Raw genomic sequence first — 24,233 nt, 5'->3', positions numbered from 1 at the left:
ATCGCTTCTTTGCAGCAGCAATTAGCCAGCGAAAAGCAAAATCTCGAAAGCCAATTAGCCGAAACTGTAGCGAAGTCAAGTTACGAATCTTTACAGCACCAGTTGGCAGAAAAGTCAAGTGCGATCGGCGACTTCCAAGTTCAACTGACCAAGTTGCAATCTCTAGAAAATCAATTGAGCCACAGTGCGGCGATACAGCGAAGTAACGACGCTTTGCAGCAACAGTCTCAAGAACAGCTAAGAACCATCAAAGCTTTACGCGAACAGCTAGCTCAAGTGCAGGCTGTGGCTGGGATTGGCGAAGCTTATCTCAACAAGTGGCGCCGTCGCTGATTCTCTCATCAGCACGGCACAGTCTAACGCTCCGGGTGCGCCCGGAGCAGCTTACCCCTAAAACAAAACGTCCTCTCAACTCGGACTCCTTCCTCTTGTAGCCATAGATTTCAACCTGTCGCTACAAGAGCTTTTTATTAGACCTCTTGCAAAAATAACTAGGACGGGCAAGATGCCCATCCCACAAAATTTTTTTTCTTGTGGAACGGGCATCTTGCCCGTTCCAGAATTTGATTAAAAGGATTTTTGCAAGAGGTCTATTGCAAAATATGAGCATACTATTAAGAAATATTACAGTAAATAAATTATGACGAGCGATCGCACCTCTCAACGCAAATCCCGCGTGACGGTAATCGGAGGCGGAATCGGCGGGCTCACAGCAGCGGCCTTGCTAGCCCGCAGAGGATACAAAGTGCTAGTCTTAGAGCAGGCGATCGTCCCCGGCGGGTGCGCTTCCACCTTCAAACGCCAAGGCTTTACCTTCGATGTCGGCGCCACGCAGGTTGCAGGATTGGAACCCGGAGGAATTCACCACCGAATTTTCTCAGAATTAGACATAGAACTTCCCGCCGCCACACCCTGCGATCCGGCTTGTGCGGTGTTTTTGCCGGGAGAAACGACACCGATTAGCGTGTGGCGAGACCCGCAAAAGTGGCAGCAAGAAAGGCAGCGGCAGTTTCCCGGAAGCGAACCTTTTTGGCAATTATTGTCTGCACTGTTCAAAGCTAGCTGGAAATTTCAAGGGCGCGATCCAGTTTTACCGCCCAGAAACTTCTGGGATTTCTGGCAATTAATTCAAGCTGTTCGCCCGGATACTTTAATTACTTTGCCTTTCACTTTTATGACGGTGGGAGATGCTTTGCGGCTTTGCGGGTTGGGCGACAATTTGCGCTTGAGAACTTTTCTGGATTTGCAGTTAAAATTGTATTCTCAAGTCGATACCGAAGAAACGGCGCTACTTTATGCGGCGACGGCTTTAGGAGTTTCGCAAGAGCCGCAGGGATTGTATCATCTAGAAGGAAGTATGCAGGTGTTGAGCGATCGACTCGTAGGGGCGATCGAACTCTACGGCGGCAAAGTCTTACTCCGTCACACAGTTGAAAGTATTGTCACCGCCAACGGCAAAGCAACCGGTACAGTGATTCGCAATCACAAAACAGGCGAAGTTTGGACAGAAACTGCCGATCGCATTGTTGCCAACGTGACCGCGCAAAATCTAGTAAAATTGTTGTCAAGCCAGCCTGTTTTAGAAAAATTAACAGAGAATTTATCCGTTAAATCAGAGACTTCAGAGACAACAAACAAACTCCCAAATCAAATGGCAGGCTACAAATATCGAGTAGATAAATTGCCGCCCGCATCCGGTGCTTTCGTGATATATTTGGGAGTGCATGAAAGCGCAATTCCAGAAAATTGTCCGCCCCACCTTCAGTTTCTCTACGATTACGAAGGTGAGATTGGGGAGAATAATTCATTATTTGTTTCAGTCAGTCATCCGGGTGATGGCCGAGCACCGAAGGGAATGGCGACAATTATCGCTTCGTCATTTACCGATACTAGAATGTGGTGGAATTCGGTTGATTATGAAGGATTGAAGGAAAAATATACCGCAGGGGCGATCGCCCGTTTGAGCGAATATTTCAATTTGACGCCCGAAAAAATTGTACACAAAGAAGCCGCCACACCCCGCACCTTTGCCCGCTACACAGCGAGAGATAAAGGAGTTGTCGGCGGCATCGGGCAGCGAATACCAACCTTCGGCCCCTTCGGATTTGCCAACCGCACACCAATTAAAAACTTGTGGTTAGTAGGCGACTCCACCCATCCCGGAGAAGGCACTGCCGGTGTTTCCTATTCAGCTTTAACAGTAGTGCGACAAATGGAAGCCGCCTCTAAAATCTAAGAGGCCACCGCACCGTGCCGTTTCCCTAGCGCAAAAAATAATTAATCGCGCGAGAGATGTAACTATCGCGCGATTAAATTTAGGCGGAACTACCCCGCAGGGGGTAAGTTCCGATTAAACGACGGCTGCACTAACTAATTGTTGTTACAAATCGTCGTTACAGCTACTCATGCTTAGCGATTTTAATTTTGAATGCCCTGCAAGTAACTTCAAGCGACCGTCCTAATTGAGACCTGGCGGTCTAACGCCACGTTCACCGATTTGCCCAGTAGACATCTCCAATAATTACGAAAAACAGGGCTGAAACCCTAATAATATCGTTCAAAATTTAGAATTTCTGGAGATGTCTAGTGCAATGTTTTGTTAAGCTGAGTCCTCGAAACGACCCTTCTGCTCCGCCCAATTCAGAAGTGCATCCAGAGCAGGGCACAAAGCCTGTCCCCACGCGGTCAGCCTATATTCAACCTTAGGCGGTACCTGCGGATAGATCTTTCGGATCACAATCCCGTCAGCTTCCAGCGTCTTTAATTGCTGGGACAGCATCTTTTGGGAGATGCCCGGAATAAGTTTCTCGAAATCAGAATAGCGCTGCACTTTGCCGTCGAACAAATGAAAGAGGATGACCAGCTTCCAGCGCCCTTCCAGCAACCGTATCACTTCTGCGACATCTGCCGCTGCCGTCGAGGGGGTGTAAACCTTTCTCATAGGTGTGCAACTTACTTTTTCGTGCGTTCTTGATTATTTGCAAGTCTAAGCAGAGAATTCTTGTACAGCAACTTTCCAGCAAGAGAAACAAAAATGAATCTGCAACTGGCTGAATTGATCGGCACCTATTTCGTCACCTGTAACGGCACAGACACTACCCGGATAACGGATTGTTTCACGCAGGATGCCGTAGTGTTTGACGAAGGCAAGACTCATCGAGGGCATGGAGCGATTCAGTCGTGGCTTCAGGAGTCGCGGAAAAAATTTGAATATTGTACAGAGCCAATTAGCACCGCTCAAGTGGGAGAGTCTGTGACAGTCGTTGCCAAAATCACCGGGAATTTTCCCGGCAGCCCGATACAACTCCGTCACTCTTTTCAACTTAAAAGTGGCAAAATCCAATCTCTGGAGATTAACTGATGTCTATGAATTTAGAACTGAACGGGAAACGAGTATTGGTTACTGCTGGCACCAAAGGAATTGGTGGAGCCGTTGTCACTCTCTTTCAAGATTGTGGAGCCAGTGTGCTGACTGCGGCACGAGTCCGCCCTCGCTCCTTTCCAGAAAAACTGTTTATCTCCGCCGATCTGACGACCCTAGAGGGATGTAACGCTGTGGTGGACGCCGTTAACGAACGTCTTGGTGGCGTAGATATCATCGTTCATGTGTTGGGTGGTTCATCAGCACCGGCTGGCGGTTTTGCGGCACTCGACGATCGAGAATGGCAACAGGAATTGAATCTCAACCTTTTTCCCGCAGTACGCCTAGACCGTGCCCTACTGCCCGGAATGGTGACGCAAGGGGAGGGGGTAATTATCCATGTCACATCAATTCAACACCAGCTTCCCCTGCCGGACTCAACCACTGCTTATGCGGCAGCCAAAGCCGCGCTTTCAACCTACAGCAAAAGCTTGTCTAAAGAAGTCTCGCCAAAAGGTGTACGAGTCTTGCGCGTGTCTCCGGGATGGGTAGAAACCGAGGCATCCGTGGCTTTAGCCGAACGCCTTGCCCAACAAGCAGGCACCGATTACGAAGGAGGCAAGCGGATCGTTATGGAATGGCTGGGTGGCATTCCACTCGGGCGACCATCAACACCGGCTGAAGTGGCAAATCTGATCGCGTTTTTGGCATCACCGCGCGCAGCGTCTATTACCGGTACAGAACACGTGATTGACGGAGGAACTGTCCCAACAGCTTAACCGGAACTTCCCCCGTATGCGGGGGAGTTCCGTTTAGGGAACAGTCAACAGTCAACCATCATTCCGGTTTCACCGGAATTGATATCAACTACATTCTCTGACTACTTGATAGAAATCTTTGCGCCCACAGCTTCAAGCTGTTTCTTCAATTCTTCAGCAGCTTCCTTAGCAATAGCTTCCTTAACTGCCTTCGGTGCAGCTTCTACCAAGTCTTTCGCTTCCTTCAGACCCAGACCGGTAATCGCCCGGACTTCCTTCAGAATTGCAATTTTCTTGTCAGCAGGAACTTCTTCAAGAATCACGCTGAACTCAGTTTGTACTTCTACTTCTTCAGCAGGGGCTCCGCCACCCATACCGGGCATCATCATCATGCCGCCTACAGGAGCAGCAGCGCTGACGCCGAAAGCTTCTTCAATTTGCTTGACCAATTCAGAGGCTTCGAGCAAAGTCAGAGACTTAAGTTTGTCCAAGATTTCATCAGTTGCAGTAGACATTTTTTGAACTCCTAATTCGATTTGATTAATTGTCAGTTGTCAGTTGTCAGTTGTCAGTTGTGAATTTTAAGTTCAAGATTTCTTAATTCAAAACTCAAAATCCCCAACCAAAACTATTTAAGCAGATGCGCTTTCTGCTTCAGGTTCTGCTTCAGGTTCTGCTTGTGCTTCTGCTTCAGGTTGCGCTTCAGGTTGTGCTTCTGCTTCTACTTCTGCTTCTACTTCTGCGGAACCGCCGTCTTTTTCAGCATAAGCTTTAAGACCGCGAGCGATCGAAGTAGGAACTTGATTGATACCCACAGCCAACTTGGTTGCGACACCGTTGATAGCGCCAGCAATTTGAGCCATGAGTTGTTCTTTCGACGGCAGATCGGCTAATGCTTTAACATCAGCTTCTTTCAGCACCCGTCCTTCCATCACGCCGCCGCGAAGTTCAGTCTTCTTAGAAGCTTTTTGGAATTCTTGGTAAGCTTTAATCGCGCCGCCAATATCTTCTTGCACGAACACAAATGCCGACGTACCGGTCAGCAATTCCTGTATCGGCTGCCAGGTGTCGTTGCCTTCAACAGCAATTCGCATCAGCGTGTTTTTTGCCACTTGGCAACTGCTGCCTTTCGGACGCAAACGCCGCCGCAAATCTGTGATTTCAGCAACAGTTAAGCCCGTGTAGTCGATCGCGATTACCAATTGAGATTCGCTCAAGGTTTGCTTGAGGTCTGCAATAATCTCATTTTTTACTGCTAAACTTTTGCCCATACTTATTTCACCTCCTTTTAGGATTGAAAATTTCCCGTCAAAAACCCCGACCATCAAGCCGGGGCAGAGAATTAAAAATTAACAAGTCAGAATTAAAAATAGAAAATTTCTAATCTTTGAGTCTTGAGTTTTTATTTCTTCAGCCTCGGCAGGAAATTAAGCGATCGGCACCTGCGGTCTTCAGCTTATTGATTTTTGATTAGGCTATCACAAGAAGGCAGACATTAGCAAGGGTCTGGCGTAAGTCTTGTGAGAGACTTACACAGACAGCCGAAGCTGTCTTTTACCTTCTGCCTTCTGCTTAATTCTTTCTACGCAGCATCAACTTTGGTATCGCGCAGGGCACTGATATCGACTTCGATCGACGGGCCCATTGTTGCGGATACATACAAACTGCGCCAGTAGCGACCTTTAGCACCCGAAGGACGGTTGCGGTCAACAGTTTCTTGCAAAGCATGAAGGTTGACCAGCAAATCTTCCGCTGAAAAAGCGGCCTTGCCAAACATAACATGAACGATGCCAGTTTTATCGGCACGGAATTCCATCTTACCACCTTTAAACTCGTTGATCGCCTGAGCAATGTCAGCCGTCACCGTGCCACCTTTCGGAGAAGGCATCAAACCGCGCGGGCCCAACAATCTGCCCAATTTTGCGACCAACGGCATCACATCTGGGGTAGCAATCAGGCAATCGAAGTCCATCATGCCCTTCTGAATTTCATCGATCAACTCTTCAGAACCAGCAATATCCGCGCCGGCATTCAGAGCTTCTTTAACTTTTTCGCCCTTAGCAATCACCGCAATTCTGACTATTTGACCAGTGCCTTTTGGCAGCGATACAGTTGTCCGCAACTGTTGGTCAGTATATTTCGGGTCAATTCCCAAACGGATGTGAGCTTCAGCAGATTCGCCAAACTTAGCGGTTGCTGTTTCTTTCAAAAGTTGCAGAGCTTCCAGCGGTAGGTAAGGCCTCTCTTCAACTTTCTTTTGAAGTTCTTGCAGTCTTCGGGATACTTTCTTTGCCATTGTTATCTCCTGGGGTCAGTCGATTTTAGATTTTAGATTTTAGATTGAACCTATCGGACAATCTTAAAATCTACCCGTTTTCGGTTACTAGCGAAGCTTTGCTTCTCCCCCTGAACCGACTTAGGATTTGCGATTTGAGCTTGAAGATTTTAGCTTCAAAATCAGGAATTTTGGATTAGCAATTTGGAACTTGGACTAGGAAAAATCTTCCTTCTTCCTTCTTCCTTCTTCCTTCTTCCTTCAATCGGCGATCGCCACGCCCATATTTTTAGCCGTTCCCGCCACAATTTTCATAGCAGCGTCAACATCATTAGCATTGAGGTCAGGCATTTTTGTTTCAGCGATTTCTCGCAACTGAGCCTGTGTAATTGTCCCTACTTGCTTGCGGTTAGGTTCACCCGAACCCTTAGCAATGCCAGCAGCTTTTTGAATCAAAACCGACGCCGGCGGAGTTTTGAGAATAAACGTAAAACTGCGGTCTTCAAAAACCGAAATTTCTACCGGAACCACCAGACCCGCTTGGTCTGCGGTTCTAGCATTGTACTCCTTGCAAAACATCATAATATTGACGCCGTGCTGACCCAGAGCCGGGCCGATCGGAGGAGCTGGGTTGGCTTTTCCCGCTGTAATCGCCAACTTAATTACTGCAACAACTTTCTTTGCCATTAGTTAGTTCTGTTTCTGAACCTGATTGAACTCCAATTCTACAGGCGTATCGCGCCCAAAAATCGAGAGTAAAACTTTGAGCTTGTTTCGTTCCGGGCTAACTTCAATCACATCACCTTCAAAATCCTTAAACGGCCCGGAAAGTACCACAACGTGGTCTCCAGCAGACATCGATACTTTGACAACCGGTTCTGATTCCTGAGCGTTTCTGAAGATCCGTTCTACTTCCGAATGACTCAGAGGTAGCGGTTTGACGTGACCCCTGCCGCGCCCGTAGCGGCGTTTCTGCTCTGCCCCGACAAAGTTAATTACATTCGGGGTATTCTTGATCACCTGCCACGTATCCTCGTCCATAAACATACGGATGAGTACGTAGCCGGGAAAGATTTTTTCATCTGACTGCCGCCTGGAACCGTCTTTGCCGACTTTGATTGCCGGAGTTTGCGGAATTTCGACTTGAACGATGCGATCGGCAACATCCAAAGTTTGAATCCGCTGCTGCAAGTTGGCCTTCACGCGCTTCTCGCAGCCAGAGGCAACTTGAACAGCATACCAGCGAGCATCAATCTCCGGCACATCTGGCGATGCTGCCTGTCCCGTCGCTTCTGTGGAATACTCAGATTCTTCTGATGCAAAAGTCATGGCCCAAACACCTTTCCCGCGCCCCAGTTAAAGAAATTATCCACAAAATAGATCAGGCTTGCTGAGAGGATTACCATCAAAAGCACGGCCAAAGACTCGCTGATTAGCTGCTGCCGGCTAGGCCAAACCACTTTGTCGAGTTCTTCTCTAGTTTCCTTAAAAAAACCCGCAGGGTTAAACCCAGGCGCCGTTATTTCTTGAGTTTCTTGAGCTTCGTCTTTTTTCGCCACGATTGAATCCCCCTTGCTATTTTAGATTTTAGATTAAAGAATTGTGTGAGTAGCTCGCGGCTATCTGATTTTTTGACACTAACCACTTACGCCCAAGTCCAAATCTCAAATCCAAAGCCATCACTTTTTTACAAGCCCAACCCATAAACGGTGTGAATGCCGCCGAAACCGACGAGCCAGAAGCCACACCGAGCATTTGTTGATGGCATTTTTTGCGAACCGCCCACAAAAATTAATTCTACCCGAAAGTTTGCGGTTTTAACTGTTGCCAGCCAATAATCCGGGCGCTTTCGGGCAGAATTTAATGTTTGGTGATTCAGCGCGCCCTGGAGGACTTGAACCCCCGACATCAGGTTTTGGAGACCTGCGTTCTACCAACTGAACTAAGAGCGCACAGGTGAGGTTGCTGAAATTCGCTTAACCTCTAGATTTCTATTTTAACACAGTGCGCTCGTAAATGGGAAACTTTTTTTTGATTTTTTTCAATTTCCCATGAACCTTGACATCCACCCCGACCGTCGCGGACGGGGATTCCCAAACCTCACGATTTGAATTTCTGTTTCTTCGCAACTGCCTCCACCCTCAAAGAGATTTGGTCTTATGTTTGCTCCACAGACTAACCCCACAAGCCCTGCGGTTTTTACGTGTCGAATACCAAACGGAATTCTTCGTAGTTTTGATTCTAGGGATGTTTACCATTGCCCTATCCTCTTTTCCCGGTCTACCGATTTTGCTTCGCCGTCAGCACCAAGCTGAACTTCGCTCGTATAGGCTGTCTGATCCATCGTCACGGGTGGGTCGTTGACCAATTATATTGTAAGATAAAGCCGTCCTAAAAGGACGGGGTTTCTACCCAATTTTCTGATGAACCAAGGGGAAGCTGGGTGCATTCCTACAGGGAGCGATCGAACCGCTGTTTGACGCGAGTAGCTTTGCCCACCCGATCGCGCAGGTAGTAAAGTTTTGCTCTGCGAACTTTCCCGCGGCGCATCACTTGGATCGTGGCGATGCGGGGCGAGTGAATCAAAAACACCCGTTCCACTCCGACGCCCTGAAACACGCGGCGGACGGTGATTGTTTCATTAATCCCGCCGTTACGCATGGCAATCACAGTCCCTTCGTAGGGCTGAACCCGTTCTTTGCTGCCTTCTTTAATTCTCACGCCGACTCGCACTGTGTCGCCGACGTAAATTTCGGGGAGAACTTTGCTGAGTTCTACCTTGACTCTATTTATTTCTGCCGTTTCGATAGAACGGATTATTTCTGCGCCTTTCATAAAAAAACTCGGTAAGTTGGACACTCAGAGGCTTGAGCCCAGAGAGGGAAACGACACGAGCGGTTTAAACCGCCTACCCCTTTCGGGGCTAGACAAGTAGAGGAATGGTACTTGTCTAATCCCTGTATTGCCGGGAGCGCCTTGCCATTCCAGTAATGTTAGCTTCGCCAATGTTTTAAGAGCTTTTTAGACTTGCAACACTGTCTCAGTGACCTTAAGACTGTTTAATTGCAAATGACAGAGCAGGAAACTAGCTACGCATTTCCAGGTGTCGTGACTCAAAAAACGTAGTCACTTAAGACTGAGGCTGGTCAGTACGGCTTGCGCGAATTGCTCTTGCAAGCCCAGTGTCTTTTAGACCTGGGTTACTGACAATCCCTTATCATATATCGAACTACCAGTTTTATGTCAAAAAACTTCTATGTTAAATACCTCTGGGGTCGTATTTCTGCAACTGGGGGCAATGGCTGCACTCGCCTTCTACGTCGCCGCCAACTTGGGGGCAAACGATGTCGCTAACTCGATGGGGACATCCGTAGGCTCGAAGGCGCTAACGCTGCGGCAGGCAATAATTGTTGCAGGCATACTGGAGTTTTCCGGCGCAGTGCTGTTCGGCCAAGGAGTTTCCGAAACTCTCGCAACAGGAGTTGTGAATGCAGAAGTGTTCGCTGCTCAACCGCAAGTATTTTTGATCGGGATGGTGTCAGTGCTGATAGCTTGCGGGATCTGGCTGCAAATCGCTACCAGTCGAGGTTTGCCAGTTTCTTCATCCCATGCAGTGGTGGGCGCGATCGCGGGTTTTAGCTGTGTTGCAGCCGGAATTAATGCGGTTGATTGGCGAACCATCGGCACGATCTCCCTAACTTGGGTGGCGACACCTTTTGCCAGCGGTGCTTTAGCAGCGCTATTTTACAGTGTGGTGAAGTATTCGATTCTCGATCGACCAGATCCTCTATCTCAAATGCGCGAGTGGATACCTTGGCTGAGTGCAGCAATGCTGAGCGTATTTGGGATAATTGTACTGCCGTCTATTGTGGATGTTGCTTTGGTGCAGACAGGGGCGATCGCCTTTGTGTACGATCGATTTGGCTGGAATCTGCCAATTCACGATATTGTCATTGGCATCGGGAGTATTGGGGCGATCGGGCTCACACTCAATAGCTGGAAAAAATTAGAATCAGTTGAGAAGGAAGAAGGTTCGGCAGCGGATTTTGTAACGGATGTAACGGATGCAACGGATGTAACGGATGTAACGGATGTAACGGAGGCAAGGAATAAGAAAGAGAGAATATTTTCCCAATCTCCCACTCTCCCCCTCCCCCCCTCTCCCCCTCTCCCCCTCTCCCCCTCTCCCACTCTCCCCCTCTCCCCCTCTCCCCCTCCCCGCCACTCTCTCATCGAGCAACAAATGGCGAGATTTCAAGTCTTGAGCGCCTGTTTTGTAGCATTTTCCCACGGTTCCAACGACGTAGGAAATGCAGTTGCTCCCCTAGCTGCGATCGCCTACATCCGGCGCACAGGTTCCTTTCCCTCAGAGGATTTCAGTGTTCCCCTGTGGATTTTAGTCGTCGGAGGCGCAGGAATAGTCATCGGTTTAGCCATCTGGGGCAAAAATGTAATTGCCACAGTCGGCGAAAAAATTATCGAACTCCAACCCAGCGGCGGATTTTGCGCGGAATTAGCCACAGCCACCACAGTCTTGCTAGCATCCCGCTTCGGTTTGCCAGTTTCCACATCCCACGCTTTAGTCGGTGCAGTTGTCGGAGTCGGGCTTGTCAAAGCTTGGAAAACAGTACGCTTGCAAACTTTGCTGTCAATTGGTTCGGCTTGGCTAGTGACAATTCCGATCGCAGCAGGTTTGGGTGCTATCATCTTCAGCATCGCCCAATGGATTTTAAATTTTAGATTTTAGATTGAGGCATTTCAGAACAGTCAACAGTCAACAATCACGGATGGATAGTGCAACCGGAATTGATCTAATTTATCTGCGTTAATCTGTGTTGATCTGCCCTCATCTGCGGTTAAAAAAAGAGAATGTATTAACCGCAGATGACAAGGGATTGACGCGGATTCACGCAGATGAAAAGAATAGAGGGAATAATTCCGCTCTTAACAGATTTGATATGATTTCTAGTTTCACAAAGTTTGCTTCTGGCGATCGCACTTTTTTTACCTCGCACAAGCCCGCAGGTAACTCAATCACTTAATTCCCGATCCAAGAACTGCTTTAGCTGTTGAGCCAGCACCTCGACCCCTGGCTTTCTCAGCATAGTAAGATGATTCCCAGGAATTCTAATCACCTCTACTTGTGCCGCCGTTAAATCGCTCCAGCCAAGAGTCGGATCTTGATGGTTCGTGCTTAGCTTTTCCCTCGATCTAAACAGAGTAATTCGCTGCGGATAAATTTTCGGTCGATAGCTGAGAGTTGCTTGACTATTAGCCTGAAATACAGTAAACATCGAAGGAATTGCCAGCTCGCGCCAGCTTCTTTCTTTTGACTCCTGAGATAGGATGCTAACCATAACCGCCTGTTTCCAATTCCAGCGATGCAAAAAATTAGCTACCAAATTAAGCATCTTATTTAATTGCGGAAATTTGGCAAAAATACCGCCACTTTGAACATTTTCCGCAGCAGCCACCAAGCGAAAATAATCTACTATAAAAGGCCAGATAGAGCGCGAAACTGTAGTCAGAATAAACTTGCAACCGTCCCAAAAAGAAGGTTTGTTAGCAGAAACCGGCGCTAAAGTATCCAGCACAGCAAGCAAAGCCACTTCATCCCCGGCTGCGAGTAACTGTTGAGCCATCTCAAAAGCAACCAAACCTCCAAAAGACCAGCCTCCTAAAAAATAAGGCCCTTTTGGTTGAATTGTACGCAAGGCTGCGATGTAGTCAGCCGCCATGTCTTCAATGCTAGTTAGCGGAGAACTTTCGCCGTCAATCCCCTTTGGTTGCAGCCCGTAAAACGGTTGATTTTCTCCTAGCTGAAATGCTAACTCGCAATAAGGAAATACGACGCCAAAGATGGGATGGACGCAGAAAAACGGGGGATTTTTACCGCGAGGCTTAATTGCAACTAAAGGCGACCATTTCAGAGAATTTCTTCCTGAATTTAGCGAATCGGTTAAACCTTCAATTGTCGGATTTAAAAAAAGAGCAGATAGCGGCAACTCGCGCTCAAATTGCTGGTTAATCTCATTGATGAGGCGGATTGCCAGCAGGGAATCTCCACCCAAATCGAAGAAGTTGTCGCGAATACCAACTGGTTGGGCATTCAGGATTTCTGACCAAATTTTGGCTAGAGTTGACTCGGTTGGCGTGCGAGGTGCAATGCAGCTTCGATTTGTTGATTTGCTAGTGATATTTGCCGATGCTTGTAGGCGCAGGCGATCGATTTTGCCGTTGGGAGTTAGGGGCAGAAAGTCGATCGCCACAAAAGCATTGGGAATCATGTAGTTGGGTAGCTTTTCTTTGAGGAAATTGCGCAATTCTAAGGGATTGAGCGCCTGAGTCTGATTCGGAACGATATAAGCAACAAGGCGTTTGTTGCCAGACAAATTATCTTCAGCAACCGCCACTGTTTCTTTGACTGCTGGATGCTGAACCAGCAGCGCTTCAATTTCTCCCAATTCTATTCGATAACCGCGAATTTTTACCTGTTCGTCAGTGCGGCCTAAAAACTCAATATTGCCATCCGGAAAATAGCGAGCTAAGTCACCAGTTTTATAAATTCGTTCTCCTGCTTTCTGGCTAAACGGATTAGCAATAAATCGCTGGGCGGTTAATTCGGGGCGGTTCAGGTAGCCTCGCGCCAATCCGCTGCCGCCGATGTACAATTCACCGGGAATTCCGACGGGTACAGGCTGTAAATTTTCATCTAAAATATAGAGTTGAGTGTTCGCAATTGGGCGGCCGATTGGCGGTTTTTGCCGTGAAGCGAAGCTATCCCGCAGGGAATCGCCAATTTCGGCTAAACTTGACCAGACTGTCGCTTCTGTAGGGCCGTAAGCGTTAAAAAATCTGCGCCTGGAACCCCAGCATTTAACAACATCCGGGGAACAGGATTCGCCAGCACAGATAATTGTTTGCAGGGCCGGAAGTTCGGCGTTTGGAAGGACAGCTAGCAGCGAGGGCGGGAGGGTAGCGTGGGTAATAGCATTGTCCTGCAAAAATTGGATTAATGTTTGTCCGGGCAACAAAGATTCTTTCTTGGCACAGTAAAGTGTTGCTCCGGTTCCCAAGGCCATGACAATCTCAAAGATTGAGGCATCAAAACTCAGGGATGCGAATTGCAAAATGCGGTGATTTGAGTTTAAGTTAAAAGCTTCAATTTGAGCTAGTGCTAAGTTGTACAGTCCCCGATGTTCGATTAAAACGCCTTTTGGTTTTCCGGTTGAACCAGATGTGTAAATGACGTAGGCTAGGTTTTTTGGTAGGATATTTGTAGTTGGATTTTCGGGGTTTTGTCGGGCGATAATTTCTCTGTCGCAGTCCAAACAGACTACTGAAAAAACTCCGAAATTTTCCGGATGCGTCAAGTTTTTGCCTAAGTGCTGCTGAGTTACCAAAATTGACACGCCAGCATCTTCTAACATAAAGTTAAGGCGCTCTTGAGGATAAGTTGGATCTAAAGGCAGGTAGGCTGCGCCTGCTTTGATAATGCCTAAGATTCCGACGATCGCATCTAAGGAACGTTCTACACAAAGCCCCACTAAAATTTCTGGTGCTGCTCCCAATTGCTGCAAGTAATGTGCAAGTTTGTTGGCTCGGCTGTTGAGTTGGCGGTAGGTTAACTGCTGGTTTTCAAAGACGGCGGCTACAGCATCGGGCGTTAGCGCGACTCGCTCTTCAAATAGCTGATGGAAACACTGGTTTTGCGGATAATCTCTCTGAGTGTCATTCCAATCGATTAATAATTGCTGGTATTCTGGCGCTGTTAGCAAAGCCAAGTCGCTGAGGTGCTGTTTGGGATTGGCAACAATGGCTTCGAGCAGCGTTTGGAAATGTCCCGCCATGCGCGCAATTGTGGCGCTATCAAATAAGTCTGTGCTGTAGACAAATTGCCCTTGAATACTTCCTGCATCTTCCCACAAGTGGCACTCTAAATCGAGCTTGGCGGTTCCCGCGTCAAAGTCGATCGCCTCGCAAGCAATTCCCGGCAATTCTAGCGCTGCTACAGGAGTGTTTTGCAGGCTGAAACTAACTTGAAATAGGGGGTTGCGGCTCAATTCGCGATCGGGGTGCATTTCCTCAACCAACTTCTCGAAGGGCAAATCTTGGTGAGCGTAGGCTGCCATTGCGACGTTTTTTACCCGATGCAATAGTTCCCGAAAAGTTGGGTTTCCTGATAAATCTGCACGCAGCACTAAACTGTTGACAAAAAAACCGATTAATGCTTCTATTTCGCTCAAGTTGCGATTGGCGATCGGCGTTCCTACTGCAATATCTACTTGTCCTGTATAGCGGTACAGCAAAGTTTGAAAAGCGGCTAGTAGAGTGATAAATAAAGTCGCGCTTTCTTGCTGGCTAAATGACTTTAGCGCCTCGCTCAAAGCAGGTGATAGTGTTATAAATTGTTTAGCGCCGCGGTAGGATGGAACGGCAGGTCTTTGCCTGTCTGTTGGTAGATTGAGTGTAGTAATTCCGTTTAACTGCTGCCGCCAATAAGCTAACTGAGTTTCTAATACTTCGCCCTGCAACCATTGGTGCTGCCATTCTGCAAAGTCGGCGTACTGCACGGGCAGTGCTGGTAAGTGCGAGAGCCCATTTTTTACAAATGCTGTGTAGAGCATTCCCAGCTCTCGAATTAGCACTCCAATCGACCAACCATCAGCCACAATATGATGTAAATTCAACAACAATATATGTTCTGTTTCACTGAGTTGTAACAGCGTTACTTTGAATAACGGCCCGGCGGCTAAATCGAAAGCGCATTGCGCTGCATCGGTTGCGAGTTGCAGCGCTGCGGTTTCTTGCTGATTTGGCGAAAGATTTTGTAAGTCGATTGTGGGAATAGATACGGTTAAAATGGGAGCAATAACTTGTACGAGTTCGCCTTCCAAAAGCGTAAAAGTGGTGCGTAAAGTTTCGTGCCGGTGCACAATTTCGTTGAAGGTTTGCTCTAAGGATCTGAAGTTGAGCGAACCTGTTAAGCGGAGCGCGGTTGAGACATTATAGAAAGGATTGTCCGGTGCTAATTGATTGAGGAACCAAAGCCGCTGCTGAGCAAACGATGCGGGGAATACAAAAACTTCTATTTCTTGCTGCATATTTATCGAAATTGCACCTATTCAACAGCCATCATTTTTATTGACTTTCTAGATTATCTCTCTTGCACTCATTCACCAACCCTCTTAAAATCATCTGCGTTAATCTGCGTTAATCTGCCTTATATCTGCGGTTGACCGATCAAAAATTTATCCAAGAGGTCTATTAAAAGATGATAGCTTCCGCCGCCGACTATCGCGCGAAATCGGCACTAAAGCCGGAACTTCGCTTTTAGCATTCTTATCCTTTAAACTCTCCACAATCTTAGACAAATCTCCGATTGTCGGTGCTTCAAAAACCCGGCGCAAAGGCAACTCTACCCCGAAAGCATCTCGCACTCTAGAAACAAGCTGAGTCGCCAGCAGCGAATGGCCTCCTAATTCAAAGAAATTGTCGCGGATACCCACTCGCTTTATCCCCAAAACCTCAGCCCAAATTTTCACTAAAACTTCCTCAATAGAAGTCTGAGGCGCAACATAACCGCCAGCCCATTCTAACTTAATCGGCTCCGGTACAGGCAAAGCGAGGCGATCGACCTTTCCGTTAGCCGTCACAGGTAGCGACTCCAGCACCACAAAAGCCGACGGAACCATATATTCAGGCAGTTTTTCTGCTAGATAAGCCTGCAACTGTGGCACTAATTTCCGCGCTGCTTTAGCTTGTAAGGGATTGTTAGCATAAGAGCGCCAAGGACGCAAGTTATCGCGTCGGGTTTCTCGCACAAAATCTCTGGTTTTGCCCCGTGCAAACACTACATCGTAGCGCCCTTGACTGTCGGAATTAGACCAACTAATATTAACATTATACGGAACTTCCAAAGCATACCACCCTTCGGGATCTACTCCTAAATCCTCGACTTTTTCCACGGCTTTCTGCAACTGACCTGCTGTTGGAAATTTATCGCCAACAGACAGCAACTCTGCCGCCTTAACTGCTGCCGTTACCCGCGCATTAGGCACATTAGCAATTCTTAAAACATCGAGTTGATTTTGCAATAATATTTGTTGCACCTTGGTAACAGTCAAATTCTGATTTTCAGCCGACCAATCCAGCCGTTTTGATCCCCCCAACTCCCCTTCTGCCGGGGATTGGGCGGGATTTGTTTCCGACGTAATATGCAGAATAGCATTGTACCGAAAATCAGTTAACTCATTGTGGTAACTACCGCGAATTAATTGAATCTCTACGCCGCCAATCTGCGGAAAGCGGTGCTTTAATGCGCTAAAAAAATCTGGTTCAATAACTAACTCTGTTTCTTGAAATATTTGCATTTGTACTCGCTGCTGCAACTGTTCGCCCGCGAGAGAAGGTTCGGCTTGATACAGTTGTACCGAAGCGTGAAAAGCGGCCAGCAGCGGCAAGCTGCGGACATCTCCGATGAATATAAAGCCGCCGGGAGCAGTTGCTTTCACCGCACCTTCTAGCACCTGCACGAGATAGTCGATATTCGGGAAATATTGCACGACAGAGTTGAGAATCACCGCGTCAAAAGCTGCTGTCTCTACTCCTTCAAAGTCAGTCGCCATTTTCTGAAGCAGCGTTACATTCGCTAACTCTTGATTTGCCAAGTGCTGCTGAATATAGTTGAGCGAAATAGGTGAAAAGTCTGTTCCGCAATATTGAGTGCAGCGAGGCGCAATTTGGAACAGCAACAAACCTGTGCCGCAGCCAATTTCTAACACTCGGCTCGGCTGCAAAGCTAAAATTTGGGCTGCTTGATTGTTCGCCCAGTCGCGCATCTGTTCTGCTGGGATTGGCTGATTAGTATAACTGCTATTCCAGCCGACAATATTAAAGGTTGGATCTGAGTCAACAGCAGGTTGATTGTAAGTTTCATTGTAGAGCATTTGCCACTGCAAAACCTGTTCGTCCTGCAATTGCATTATTGGGTTTTTTTCGCGGGCAACGCTATATTCTGGATTCAGCGCAATATAAGCTACTAAACGTTTATTTCCCTGTCCATCTTCCGAAGCTATTGCTACAGTTTGCTGCACCGCCGGATGTTGAGTTAATACTGTCTCGATTTCTCCTAATTCGATGCGGAAACCGCGAATTTTTACTTGTTCGTCAATGCGTCCCAAAAATTCAAGGTTGCGATCGGCTCTGTAGCGCACTAAGTCGCCGGTTTTGTAAATTCGCTCTCCTGAATTTGGTTTTAACTGAGATGTTGCACCATTATCGAGAACAGGCATCTTGCCTGTTCCACAATAAAATTCATCTCTTGTGGAACAGGCATCTTGCCTGTTCCTAAACAAGTCAGGGAGAATGGTGCCTGAATTTGGTTTAAAAGGATTGACAATAAAGCTTTGTACGGTTAAATCGGGGCGGTTGAGGTAGCCGCGAGCGAGTCCGTTTCCGCCGATGTACAATTCGCCAACAACGCCGATCGCAACTGGCTGCAAATATTTGTCTAATATGTAGATTTGAGTGTTAGCAATGGGGCGGCCAATTGTCGGGGCGATGTCTGTTTGCTCTGTTACAGGAATATAACCGGAAGTTGTGACGACGGTGTTCTCGGTTGGGCCGTAATTATTTACTAGCTTAAATGGATGGGATTTTAAAGGATGTTGTTGCAGTTTTTCGCCGCCTGTGAGCAAGATTCGCAAAGCTGTTGTTTGAGGCCAATCTAATAGCAAAACTTTCTCGGCTAAAGGTGTTGGCAAAAAGCTTATTGTTATTGCTTTTGATACTAACCAGTTTTGTAGTTTTTCAGGATCTCGCCTAATATCATCTTCGGGAAAGTAGATGCTAGCTCCGGCGGCGAGATAAGGCCAAATTTCCCACCCGCAAGCATCAAAAGCTATTGCTGCAATTTGCGTTGCTCGATCGCCCGCTGAGACTCCAAACTCTTTTTGATGCCAAAAAACGAGATTTAACAAGCTCCCGTGCTCAATTTCCACTCCTTTCGGCTTTCCCGTGGAACCGGAGGTGTAAATCGCGTAAACCAGATTTTCGGCTGTGACTGCGCTGGTGGGATTGTCGGCGATTTCTTGGGAAATCATCTCCCAGTCTGTGTCTAAACAGATTATCTGTAAATTGGGCGATCGCAAATCTTCTACCCATTTTTGCTGAGTTAACAACACAGATAATTGAGCGTCTTTTAGCATAAAGTGCGATCGCGCAACAGGATTGCTCGGATCTAAAATTAGATAAGCTCCGCCCGCCTTCAGGATAGCCAACATCCCGACAATTAGCTCGATCGATCGCTCTACACAAAGCCCGACTAAAACTTCCGCGCCCACTCCGATTTTTTGCAGGTAACGTGCTAGTTGGTTGCTGCGGAGATTGAGCTGCTGGTAGGTAACTCGCTCCTCTCCAAATACCAGCGCCACCGCATCCGGTGTCCGATCCGCCTGCATTTCAAATAGCTGATGAATGCACAAATCTTGCGGATAATCTGCTTGATTATTGTTGCATTCAACTAACAACTGATAGCGCTCTTGGGCGCTCAAATATTGCAAGTTTGCGATGCGATCTTCTGGATTTGAGACAATGCTTTCTAACAGCGTTTGAAAATGCCGTAACATTCGGCAAATCGTAGCTTCATCAAATAAATCGGCGCTGTAAATAACCATGCCGCTGATGCCCTCCGAGCTATCAACCCACAGCTTATTGCTGGGCGATTGGTTGCTTCCCGAGCTGTTGGGCGATCGCTCCCACAAATGAAACTCCAAATCAAACCGCGCTGTACCCACATCTAACTGCTGCGGGCTGAGTGTTAATTCTGGCAATTCTAACCGATTCCCCGGCGCGTTTTGCAGCGCAAACGCCACCTGAAATAAGGGATTTTGGTTCAACGCGCGATCGGGGTGCAGTTCTTCTACTAACTTCTCAAACGGCAAATCTTGGTGAGCGTAAGCTCCTAATGCTACCTCTTTGACTCGGTTTAAAACTTCCCGAAAAGTTGGATTTCCCGACAAATCTGTACGCAGCACCAAACTGTTGACAAAAAACCCGATTAATGCTTCAATTTCACTGCGGTTGCGATTGGCGATCGGCGAACCGACCACAATATCTTCTTGCTGCGCGTAATGGTAAAGCAAAGTTTTAAAAGCTGCCAGCATTGTCATAAACAGCGTCACTCCTTCGCGCTGGCTAAACATTTCTAAAGCCTCGCTCAGTTGTTTTGGCAGTTGCAAAAATTGCCTTTTGCCTCGGTAACTTTGAATTGCTGGCCTGGGTCGATCCGCAGGCAAATTTAGCATAGAAATGCCGTTTAACTGCTGTCTCCAGTAAGCAAGCTGCGTTTCTAAAACTTCCCCTTGCAGCCATTCGCGCTGCCATTTTGCAAAATCTGCATACTGGATCGACAAAGCCGGTAAAGGCGAAGGTTTTTCGCTAGCAAATGCCGTGTAAAGTGCGCCTAATTCCTGAATAAGCACTCCGATAGACCAACCATCGGAGACAACGTGGTGCATATTCAGCATTAGTAAATATTCGGCATCATCTAACTGCAATAATGTGACTCGCAGCAACAAGTCCTTGGACAAATTGAAAGAGCGTTGAGATTCCTCAGTGGTGAGCCTGTTTGCTTCAGTTTGTCGAGATTCCTTTGGCAAGTTTCGCAAATCCACTACATTAATTGGAAGGTGGAAAGCAGCAGCTATTCTCTGAACAGGTTGCCCCGAAACTACTGCTAAAGTCGTGCGTAAAGCTTCGTGGCGGCGCACAATTTCATTGAAGGTTTGTTGCAGCGCCGAAAAATTGAGCGAACCTGTCAAACGCAATGCTGCGGGAACATTATAGAAGGGATTGTTCGGTACTAATTGGTCGAGAAACCACAAGCGCTGCTGTGCAAAGGAAAGCGGTAGATTTCCGTCCCTCCCCATCGGAACAATCGGTGTATGAGTGAAACTAGAAGTACGATTAGCTGCTTTTAAAAATGAAATAATTTCGGCTTTTTTCTGAGAAATTTCGGCGCGCAGTTCTGGTGTAATAATTCCTTCGGGAGCGTTGCAGCGCAGGATCTCGCCCTCAACAAAAACATTAATATCTAGACTGCGAAGGTAGGATAAAAACTCAACTATCTTCAAAATTCTACCTCTTCTCTAGTATCATCGATCGGGTTGGTAGTTGTTTGACTTTTCGCGGCCCAGCGCATTGTTTCAATATATTTTGCCAGACTCGCCACAGTCGGGGCCTCAAACAAATTGCTGACAGGTAACTCGACTTGCAAAGCGTCTCGGATGCGAGAAATTAACTGAGTTGCTAGCAGGGAATGCCCGCCTAATTCAAAGAAATTATCGTAGATACTAACTTGCTGTTTGTTCAAAACCTTAGCCCAAATTTTCCCTAGCACGTCTTCGATATCAGTCCGAGGCGCTACATAATTTTCTGTTATATCCTCTCTGTTTGTATCTATCTTAGGTAATACTCGGCGATCGACTTTGCCGTTGGGCGTCAGCGGCATATTCTCCAGCATTCCATAAGCTGCCGGAACCATATATCCGGGTAACTTTTCTTGCAAAAATTGGCGCAAGTCACTTGATTTTAGATTTTGACTTTCTGATTTTTTATTGATGCCTTCAGGAATAACATAAGCTACCAAATGTTTATCGTCGGGGATGTCTTCCCTCACAATTACTACTGCTTCGCGCACTTGGCGATGCTGGCACAAAGCCGCTTCAATTTCTCCCAATTCGATGCGGTAGCCGCGAATTTTTACTTGGTCGTCAATGCGACCTAAAAACTCGATGTTGCCGTCAGCTAAATAGCGACCTAAATCACCTGTTTTATAAAGACATGAACCAGATTTATTGCTAAAAGGATTAGGAATAAATGCAGCAGCAGTTAAATCTGGCTGGTTGAGGTAGCCTTGCGCCAATCCGTCACCGCCGACGTACAATTGACCTATAACACCGATCGCCACCGGCTGCAAATCCGCATCCAGGAGATAAATTTGCGTGTTGGCGATCGGGCGGCCGATGGGGATAGATGTTGCGGTTTCGGGTACGTCTTGCACGCAATAATAAGCCGAAAATGTGGTATTTTCTGTAGGCCCGTAAACGTGAATTAATTGAGTGGTTTGCGCGTGTTTGAGAAGTTTTTTCACCCATCTAATATCGACCGCTTCTCCGCCGAACAGCAAGCAGCGCAGCGAATCAAAAGCTTGCGGTAAAACTCTAGCAATTTGTTGAAATAAGGCTGTTGTTAAAAACAAAACTGTGATGGCTTGTTGGCGCAGTTCTAAGGCTAAATCGTGAGGCGAAAGGGTAATATTTGTGCTAATTCCCACGAGTTGAGCGCCGTTAAGCAAGGCTCCCCAAATCTCGAATGTGGCTGCATCGAATGAAGCGTTTGATGCTTGGGCAATTTTATCGGTAGGTTCTATTTTTATATAATTTGTGTTGAGTACCAGCCGATTTACTGCTTTGTGGGTGACAGCAACTCCCTTGGGTTTTCCTGTCGATCCTGATGTGTAAATAACGTAAGCTAGGTTGTCTGCTGTTACGGTGTTGGCGGGATTTTCGGCGCTTTCTTTGGCTATGTGTTCCCAATCGCGATCGCACTTAATCACTGTATTCGAGAAGTCTCGGAAATTCTCAATCAATTTATCTTGAATTAGCAAGACTTTAACTTGAGCATCTTCCAGCATCAAGTTTAGCCGATCGCGCGGATAGCTCGGATCTAACGGCAGATATGCTCCTCCAGCCTTCAGTATAGCCAACATCCCCACAATTAGGTCGATCGATCTTTCCGCGCAAAGCCCCACCAAAACCTCCGCCCCCACGCCCATTTTTTGTAGGTAGCGCGCCAGTTGGTTGCTGCGACTGTTGAGTTCTCTGTAAGTCAGGTGCTGGCTGTCGAAAGTTAGGGCGACATTCTCCAGATGCTGCTCAACTCGCTCTTCAAATAACTGATGAATGCACTTATTTTGAGGATAATCTGTGCGAGTATCGTTCCATTCTCTGAATAATTGATTCACTTCATCCTCGCTCAATAAAGGTAAGTTAGCGATTCCTTGTTCGGGATTAGCCACAATGCTTTCCAGCAGCGTTTTAAAATGCCTCAGCATTCGGGCGATCGTAACTTCATCAAATAAATCCGTATTGTACACAGCTAAGCCTCTCAGGCCTTCCGAATCTTCCCAATGTTCGCCGTACCTGCTCCTAAAATTATCGGAAGCTTCCCACAAATACAGCTCTAAATCAAAGCGCGTTGTTTGAGTCTCCAAATGAAAATAACTCAACTTTAATTCTGGCAATTCTAGCTCGTCCAGCGGCGCATTTTGCAGCCCGAATACCACCTGAAACAGCGGATGTCGATTGAGCGATCGCTCTGGGTGCAATTCCTCGACTAGCTTCTCAAAAGGCAAATCTTGGTGAGCGTAAGCTCCCAGGGTTACTTCCCGCACCCGGCTCAAAAAATCTCGAAATGTCGGGTTTCCCGAGCAGTCTGTTCGCAGCACTAAAGTATTGACAAAAAAACCGATTAATGCTTCTATTTCGGTCAAGTTGCGATTGGCGATCGGCGAACCGACAACAATATCTGCTTGCTGCGAGTAGCGGTAAAGCAAAGTTTGAAATGCTGCGAGGACTGTCATAAATAAAGTCGCTCCTTCTCGCTGCGAGAGCGCTAAAAGTTCGTTTTTCAGCTTTTTAGGCAGTTCTAAATATTGAGTTTTTCCGCGATAATTTTGCCTAGCTGGTGCAGGGCGATCTGTGGGCAAATTTAACACTGAAATCCCGTGCAATTGCTGCCTCCAATAAGCTAGCTGAGTTTCTAATACTTCACCTTGCAGCCATTCGCGCTGCCATTCGGCAAAGTCGGCATATTGAAGCGATAATTCTGAGAGGGGAGATGGCTGTTGATTTATAAACGCTGTATAGATAGCTTCTATTTCTCGAATTAGCACACCAATCGACCAATCATCGGAGGCTATGTGGTGCATATTTAGCAATAGAATATGCTCGGTTTCTGTAAGCCGCAGGATGGTGATTCGCATCAGCGGCCCGGTGGATAAATTGAAAGGGCGAATAGATTCTGCTGCGGCGAGTTTATTTGCTTCTATTTCCCGTTGTTCTGGCGGCAAATGTTGCAGTTCTAAGAGTTTTAAATTAGTCTTGAAAGCGGCAGAGATGAGCTGCACTGGTTGCCCCGATACTGCGGCAAAAGTGGTTCGCAAAGTTTCGTGTCGCTGCACTATTTCGTTGAAGGTTTGCTCTAGGGCTGTTAAGTTGAGGGAACCAGTTAAGCGCAGTGCGGTTACTACATTATAGAAAGGGTTTTCCGGTGAGAATTGGTCGAGAAACCACAAGCGCTGCTGGGCAAATGATGCCGGAAAGACACATACTTCGGCTTCTGAGGAAATATTCAGTTTTTGTCGATCGCTTGTAAAGGAATTGTCATAAATTTCGGATGCCATATCTGTTGCTCTTGGGGGATGGGATGTGTTAATTTTTTGATGGCGCGGGGTGGCTTTTTGACGGTGCGATCGCCTCTAAAAACTTTCGCGAGCAAAAGATCGGAACCTTTAATATAATAAATCTGGGTGCGGGAGTGCGGGAGAGACGCGGGCAAAAGAAACCCGGTTTCTGGCCGCAGCATCAAGTTATCCGTTGAGGGGCTAGGAGTGCGACCCCCCAATCAAATTTAGTCGCCCAACTGAGTCTTAGGTTTGTGAGTCGGGTGCGATCGGGTGAGTTATATGCGAGAATTACCGGGAGCAATTCGTGGAGAGGTCAAGTTGTAGTGTCAGGAACCTCAGCTATCAGGCATGAGGCTTGAAGGAGAAATC

General features: G+C 47.2%; 17 protein-coding genes, 1 tRNA gene, 1 pseudogene and 1 other annotated feature. Of the genes and pseudogenes, 5 read left to right on the top strand and 14 right to left on the bottom strand.

The genetic code is table 11. The features are described 5' to 3' along the window. Both QUB70_RS13385 and crtD read left to right on the top strand, forming a co-directional pair. A pseudogene (locus QUB70_RS13385) lies at positions 1 to 333 on the top strand (CopG family transcriptional regulator); the annotation flags it as partial. Positions 334 to 640: 307 nt separating this feature from the next. Continuing rightward, positions 641 to 2,236 carry a C-3',4' desaturase CrtD gene (crtD, locus tag QUB70_RS13380; protein ID WP_332980958.1) on the top strand — a complete coding sequence of 532 codons (1,596 nt, stop codon included), beginning with the start codon at positions 641 to 643 and terminating at the stop codon, positions 2,234 to 2,236. 363 nt (positions 2,237 to 2,599) lie between these two features. On the opposite strand, the gene QUB70_RS13375 is transcribed toward crtD, so the two are convergent. Beyond that, a complete protein-coding gene (locus tag QUB70_RS13375; RefSeq protein ID WP_190740656.1) occupies positions 2,600 to 2,941 on the bottom strand; it encodes a winged helix-turn-helix transcriptional regulator in 342 nt (113 codons plus the stop codon). A gap of 93 nt (positions 2,942 to 3,034) precedes the next feature. Between QUB70_RS13375 and QUB70_RS13370 the strand changes: the two genes are divergently transcribed. Beyond that, positions 3,035 to 3,361: a nuclear transport factor 2 family protein gene (locus tag QUB70_RS13370; protein ID WP_332980957.1), complete on the top strand. Its 327-nt coding sequence runs from the start codon at positions 3,035 to 3,037 to the stop codon at positions 3,359 to 3,361. Between the two features lie 5 nt (positions 3,362 to 3,366). Continuing rightward, positions 3,367 to 4,140: an SDR family oxidoreductase gene (locus tag QUB70_RS13365; RefSeq protein WP_332980956.1), complete on the top strand. Its 774-nt coding sequence runs from the start codon at positions 3,367 to 3,369 to the stop codon at positions 4,138 to 4,140. Between the two features lie 101 nt (positions 4,141 to 4,241). Here QUB70_RS13365 and rplL read toward each other — a convergent pair whose 3' ends face one another. The 9 genes from rplL to rplS all read right to left on the bottom strand — a co-directional run bounded on the left by rplL (position 4,242) and on the right by rplS (position 9,229). Then, complete coding sequence (gene rplL, locus QUB70_RS13360) at positions 4,242 to 4,634, bottom strand: 50S ribosomal protein L7/L12 (RefSeq protein WP_332980954.1); 393 nt, start codon at positions 4,632 to 4,634, stop codon at positions 4,242 to 4,244. A gap of 117 nt (positions 4,635 to 4,751) precedes the next feature. Continuing rightward, positions 4,752 to 5,390: a 50S ribosomal protein L10 gene (gene rplJ, locus QUB70_RS13355; RefSeq protein WP_332980953.1), complete on the bottom strand. Its 639-nt coding sequence runs from the start codon at positions 5,388 to 5,390 to the stop codon at positions 4,752 to 4,754. Between the two features lie 29 nt (positions 5,391 to 5,419). Next, positions 5,420 to 5,592 (bottom strand) — a sequence feature (ribosomal protein L10 leader region). 109 nt (positions 5,593 to 5,701) lie between these two features. Continuing rightward, a complete protein-coding gene (gene rplA / locus QUB70_RS13350; protein WP_332980950.1) occupies positions 5,702 to 6,415 on the bottom strand; it encodes a 50S ribosomal protein L1 in 714 nt (237 codons plus the stop codon). Positions 6,416 to 6,655: 240 nt separating this feature from the next. Beyond that, entirely contained in the window at positions 6,656 to 7,081 is a 426-nt protein-coding gene (gene rplK, locus QUB70_RS13345) for a 50S ribosomal protein L11 (RefSeq protein WP_265239320.1), read from the bottom strand. Between the two features lie 3 nt (positions 7,082 to 7,084). Then, entirely contained in the window at positions 7,085 to 7,723 is a 639-nt protein-coding gene (gene nusG / locus QUB70_RS13340) for a transcription termination/antitermination protein NusG (RefSeq protein WP_332953948.1), read from the bottom strand. After that, positions 7,720 to 7,953, bottom strand: a complete 234-nt coding sequence (secE, locus tag QUB70_RS13335; RefSeq protein WP_332980948.1) for a preprotein translocase subunit SecE — start codon at positions 7,951 to 7,953, stop codon at positions 7,720 to 7,722. The genes nusG and secE overlap by 4 nt, the downstream gene beginning before the upstream one ends. Positions 7,954 to 8,081: 128 nt before the next feature. After that, entirely contained in the window at positions 8,082 to 8,303 is a 222-nt protein-coding gene (locus tag QUB70_RS13330) for a hypothetical protein (protein WP_332980947.1), read from the bottom strand. After that, a tRNA-Trp gene (locus QUB70_RS13325) sits at positions 8,274 to 8,346 on the bottom strand. Before QUB70_RS13325 ends, QUB70_RS13330 begins: the two co-directional genes overlap by 30 nt. A gap of 499 nt (positions 8,347 to 8,845) precedes the next feature. Then, positions 8,846 to 9,229, bottom strand: coding sequence for a 50S ribosomal protein L19 (gene rplS, locus QUB70_RS13320; protein ID WP_332980945.1), 384 nt, complete (start codon positions 9,227 to 9,229; stop codon positions 8,846 to 8,848). A gap of 421 nt (positions 9,230 to 9,650) precedes the next feature. Between rplS and QUB70_RS13315 the strand changes: the two genes are divergently transcribed. Continuing rightward, positions 9,651 to 11,141 (top strand): inorganic phosphate transporter, encoded by a 1,491-nt coding sequence (locus QUB70_RS13315; protein ID WP_332980944.1) that lies wholly within the window; start codon positions 9,651 to 9,653, stop codon positions 11,139 to 11,141. Positions 11,142 to 11,424: 283 nt separating this feature from the next. On the opposite strand, the gene QUB70_RS13310 is transcribed toward QUB70_RS13315, so the two are convergent. From QUB70_RS13310 to QUB70_RS13295, 4 genes are all read right to left on the bottom strand, one after another. Beyond that, complete coding sequence (locus tag QUB70_RS13310; RefSeq protein ID WP_332980941.1) at positions 11,425 to 15,498, bottom strand: non-ribosomal peptide synthetase; 4,074 nt, start codon at positions 15,496 to 15,498, stop codon at positions 11,425 to 11,427. A 147-nt stretch (positions 15,499 to 15,645) separates the two neighbouring features. Then, positions 15,646 to 20,529 carry an amino acid adenylation domain-containing protein gene (locus tag QUB70_RS13305; protein ID WP_332980938.1) on the bottom strand — a complete coding sequence of 1,628 codons (4,884 nt, stop codon included), beginning with the start codon at positions 20,527 to 20,529 and terminating at the stop codon, positions 15,646 to 15,648. After that, positions 20,526 to 23,861, bottom strand: coding sequence for a non-ribosomal peptide synthetase (locus tag QUB70_RS13300; protein WP_332980936.1), 3,336 nt, complete (start codon positions 23,859 to 23,861; stop codon positions 20,526 to 20,528). Before QUB70_RS13300 ends, QUB70_RS13305 begins: the two co-directional genes overlap by 4 nt. After that, positions 23,810 to 24,043, bottom strand: a complete 234-nt coding sequence (locus QUB70_RS13295; RefSeq protein WP_332980934.1) for a hypothetical protein — start codon at positions 24,041 to 24,043, stop codon at positions 23,810 to 23,812. The genes QUB70_RS13300 and QUB70_RS13295 overlap by 52 nt, the downstream gene beginning before the upstream one ends. Positions 24,044 to 24,233 lie beyond the last annotated feature (190 nt).

This window comes from Microcoleus sp. A003_D6, from assembly GCF_036702825.1.
GTDB lineage: Bacteria > Cyanobacteriota > Cyanobacteriia > Cyanobacteriales > Microcoleaceae > Microcoleus.
Note: the sequence above shows the minus strand (reverse complement) of the source record. Positions and strands in the feature narration are given on the sequence as shown.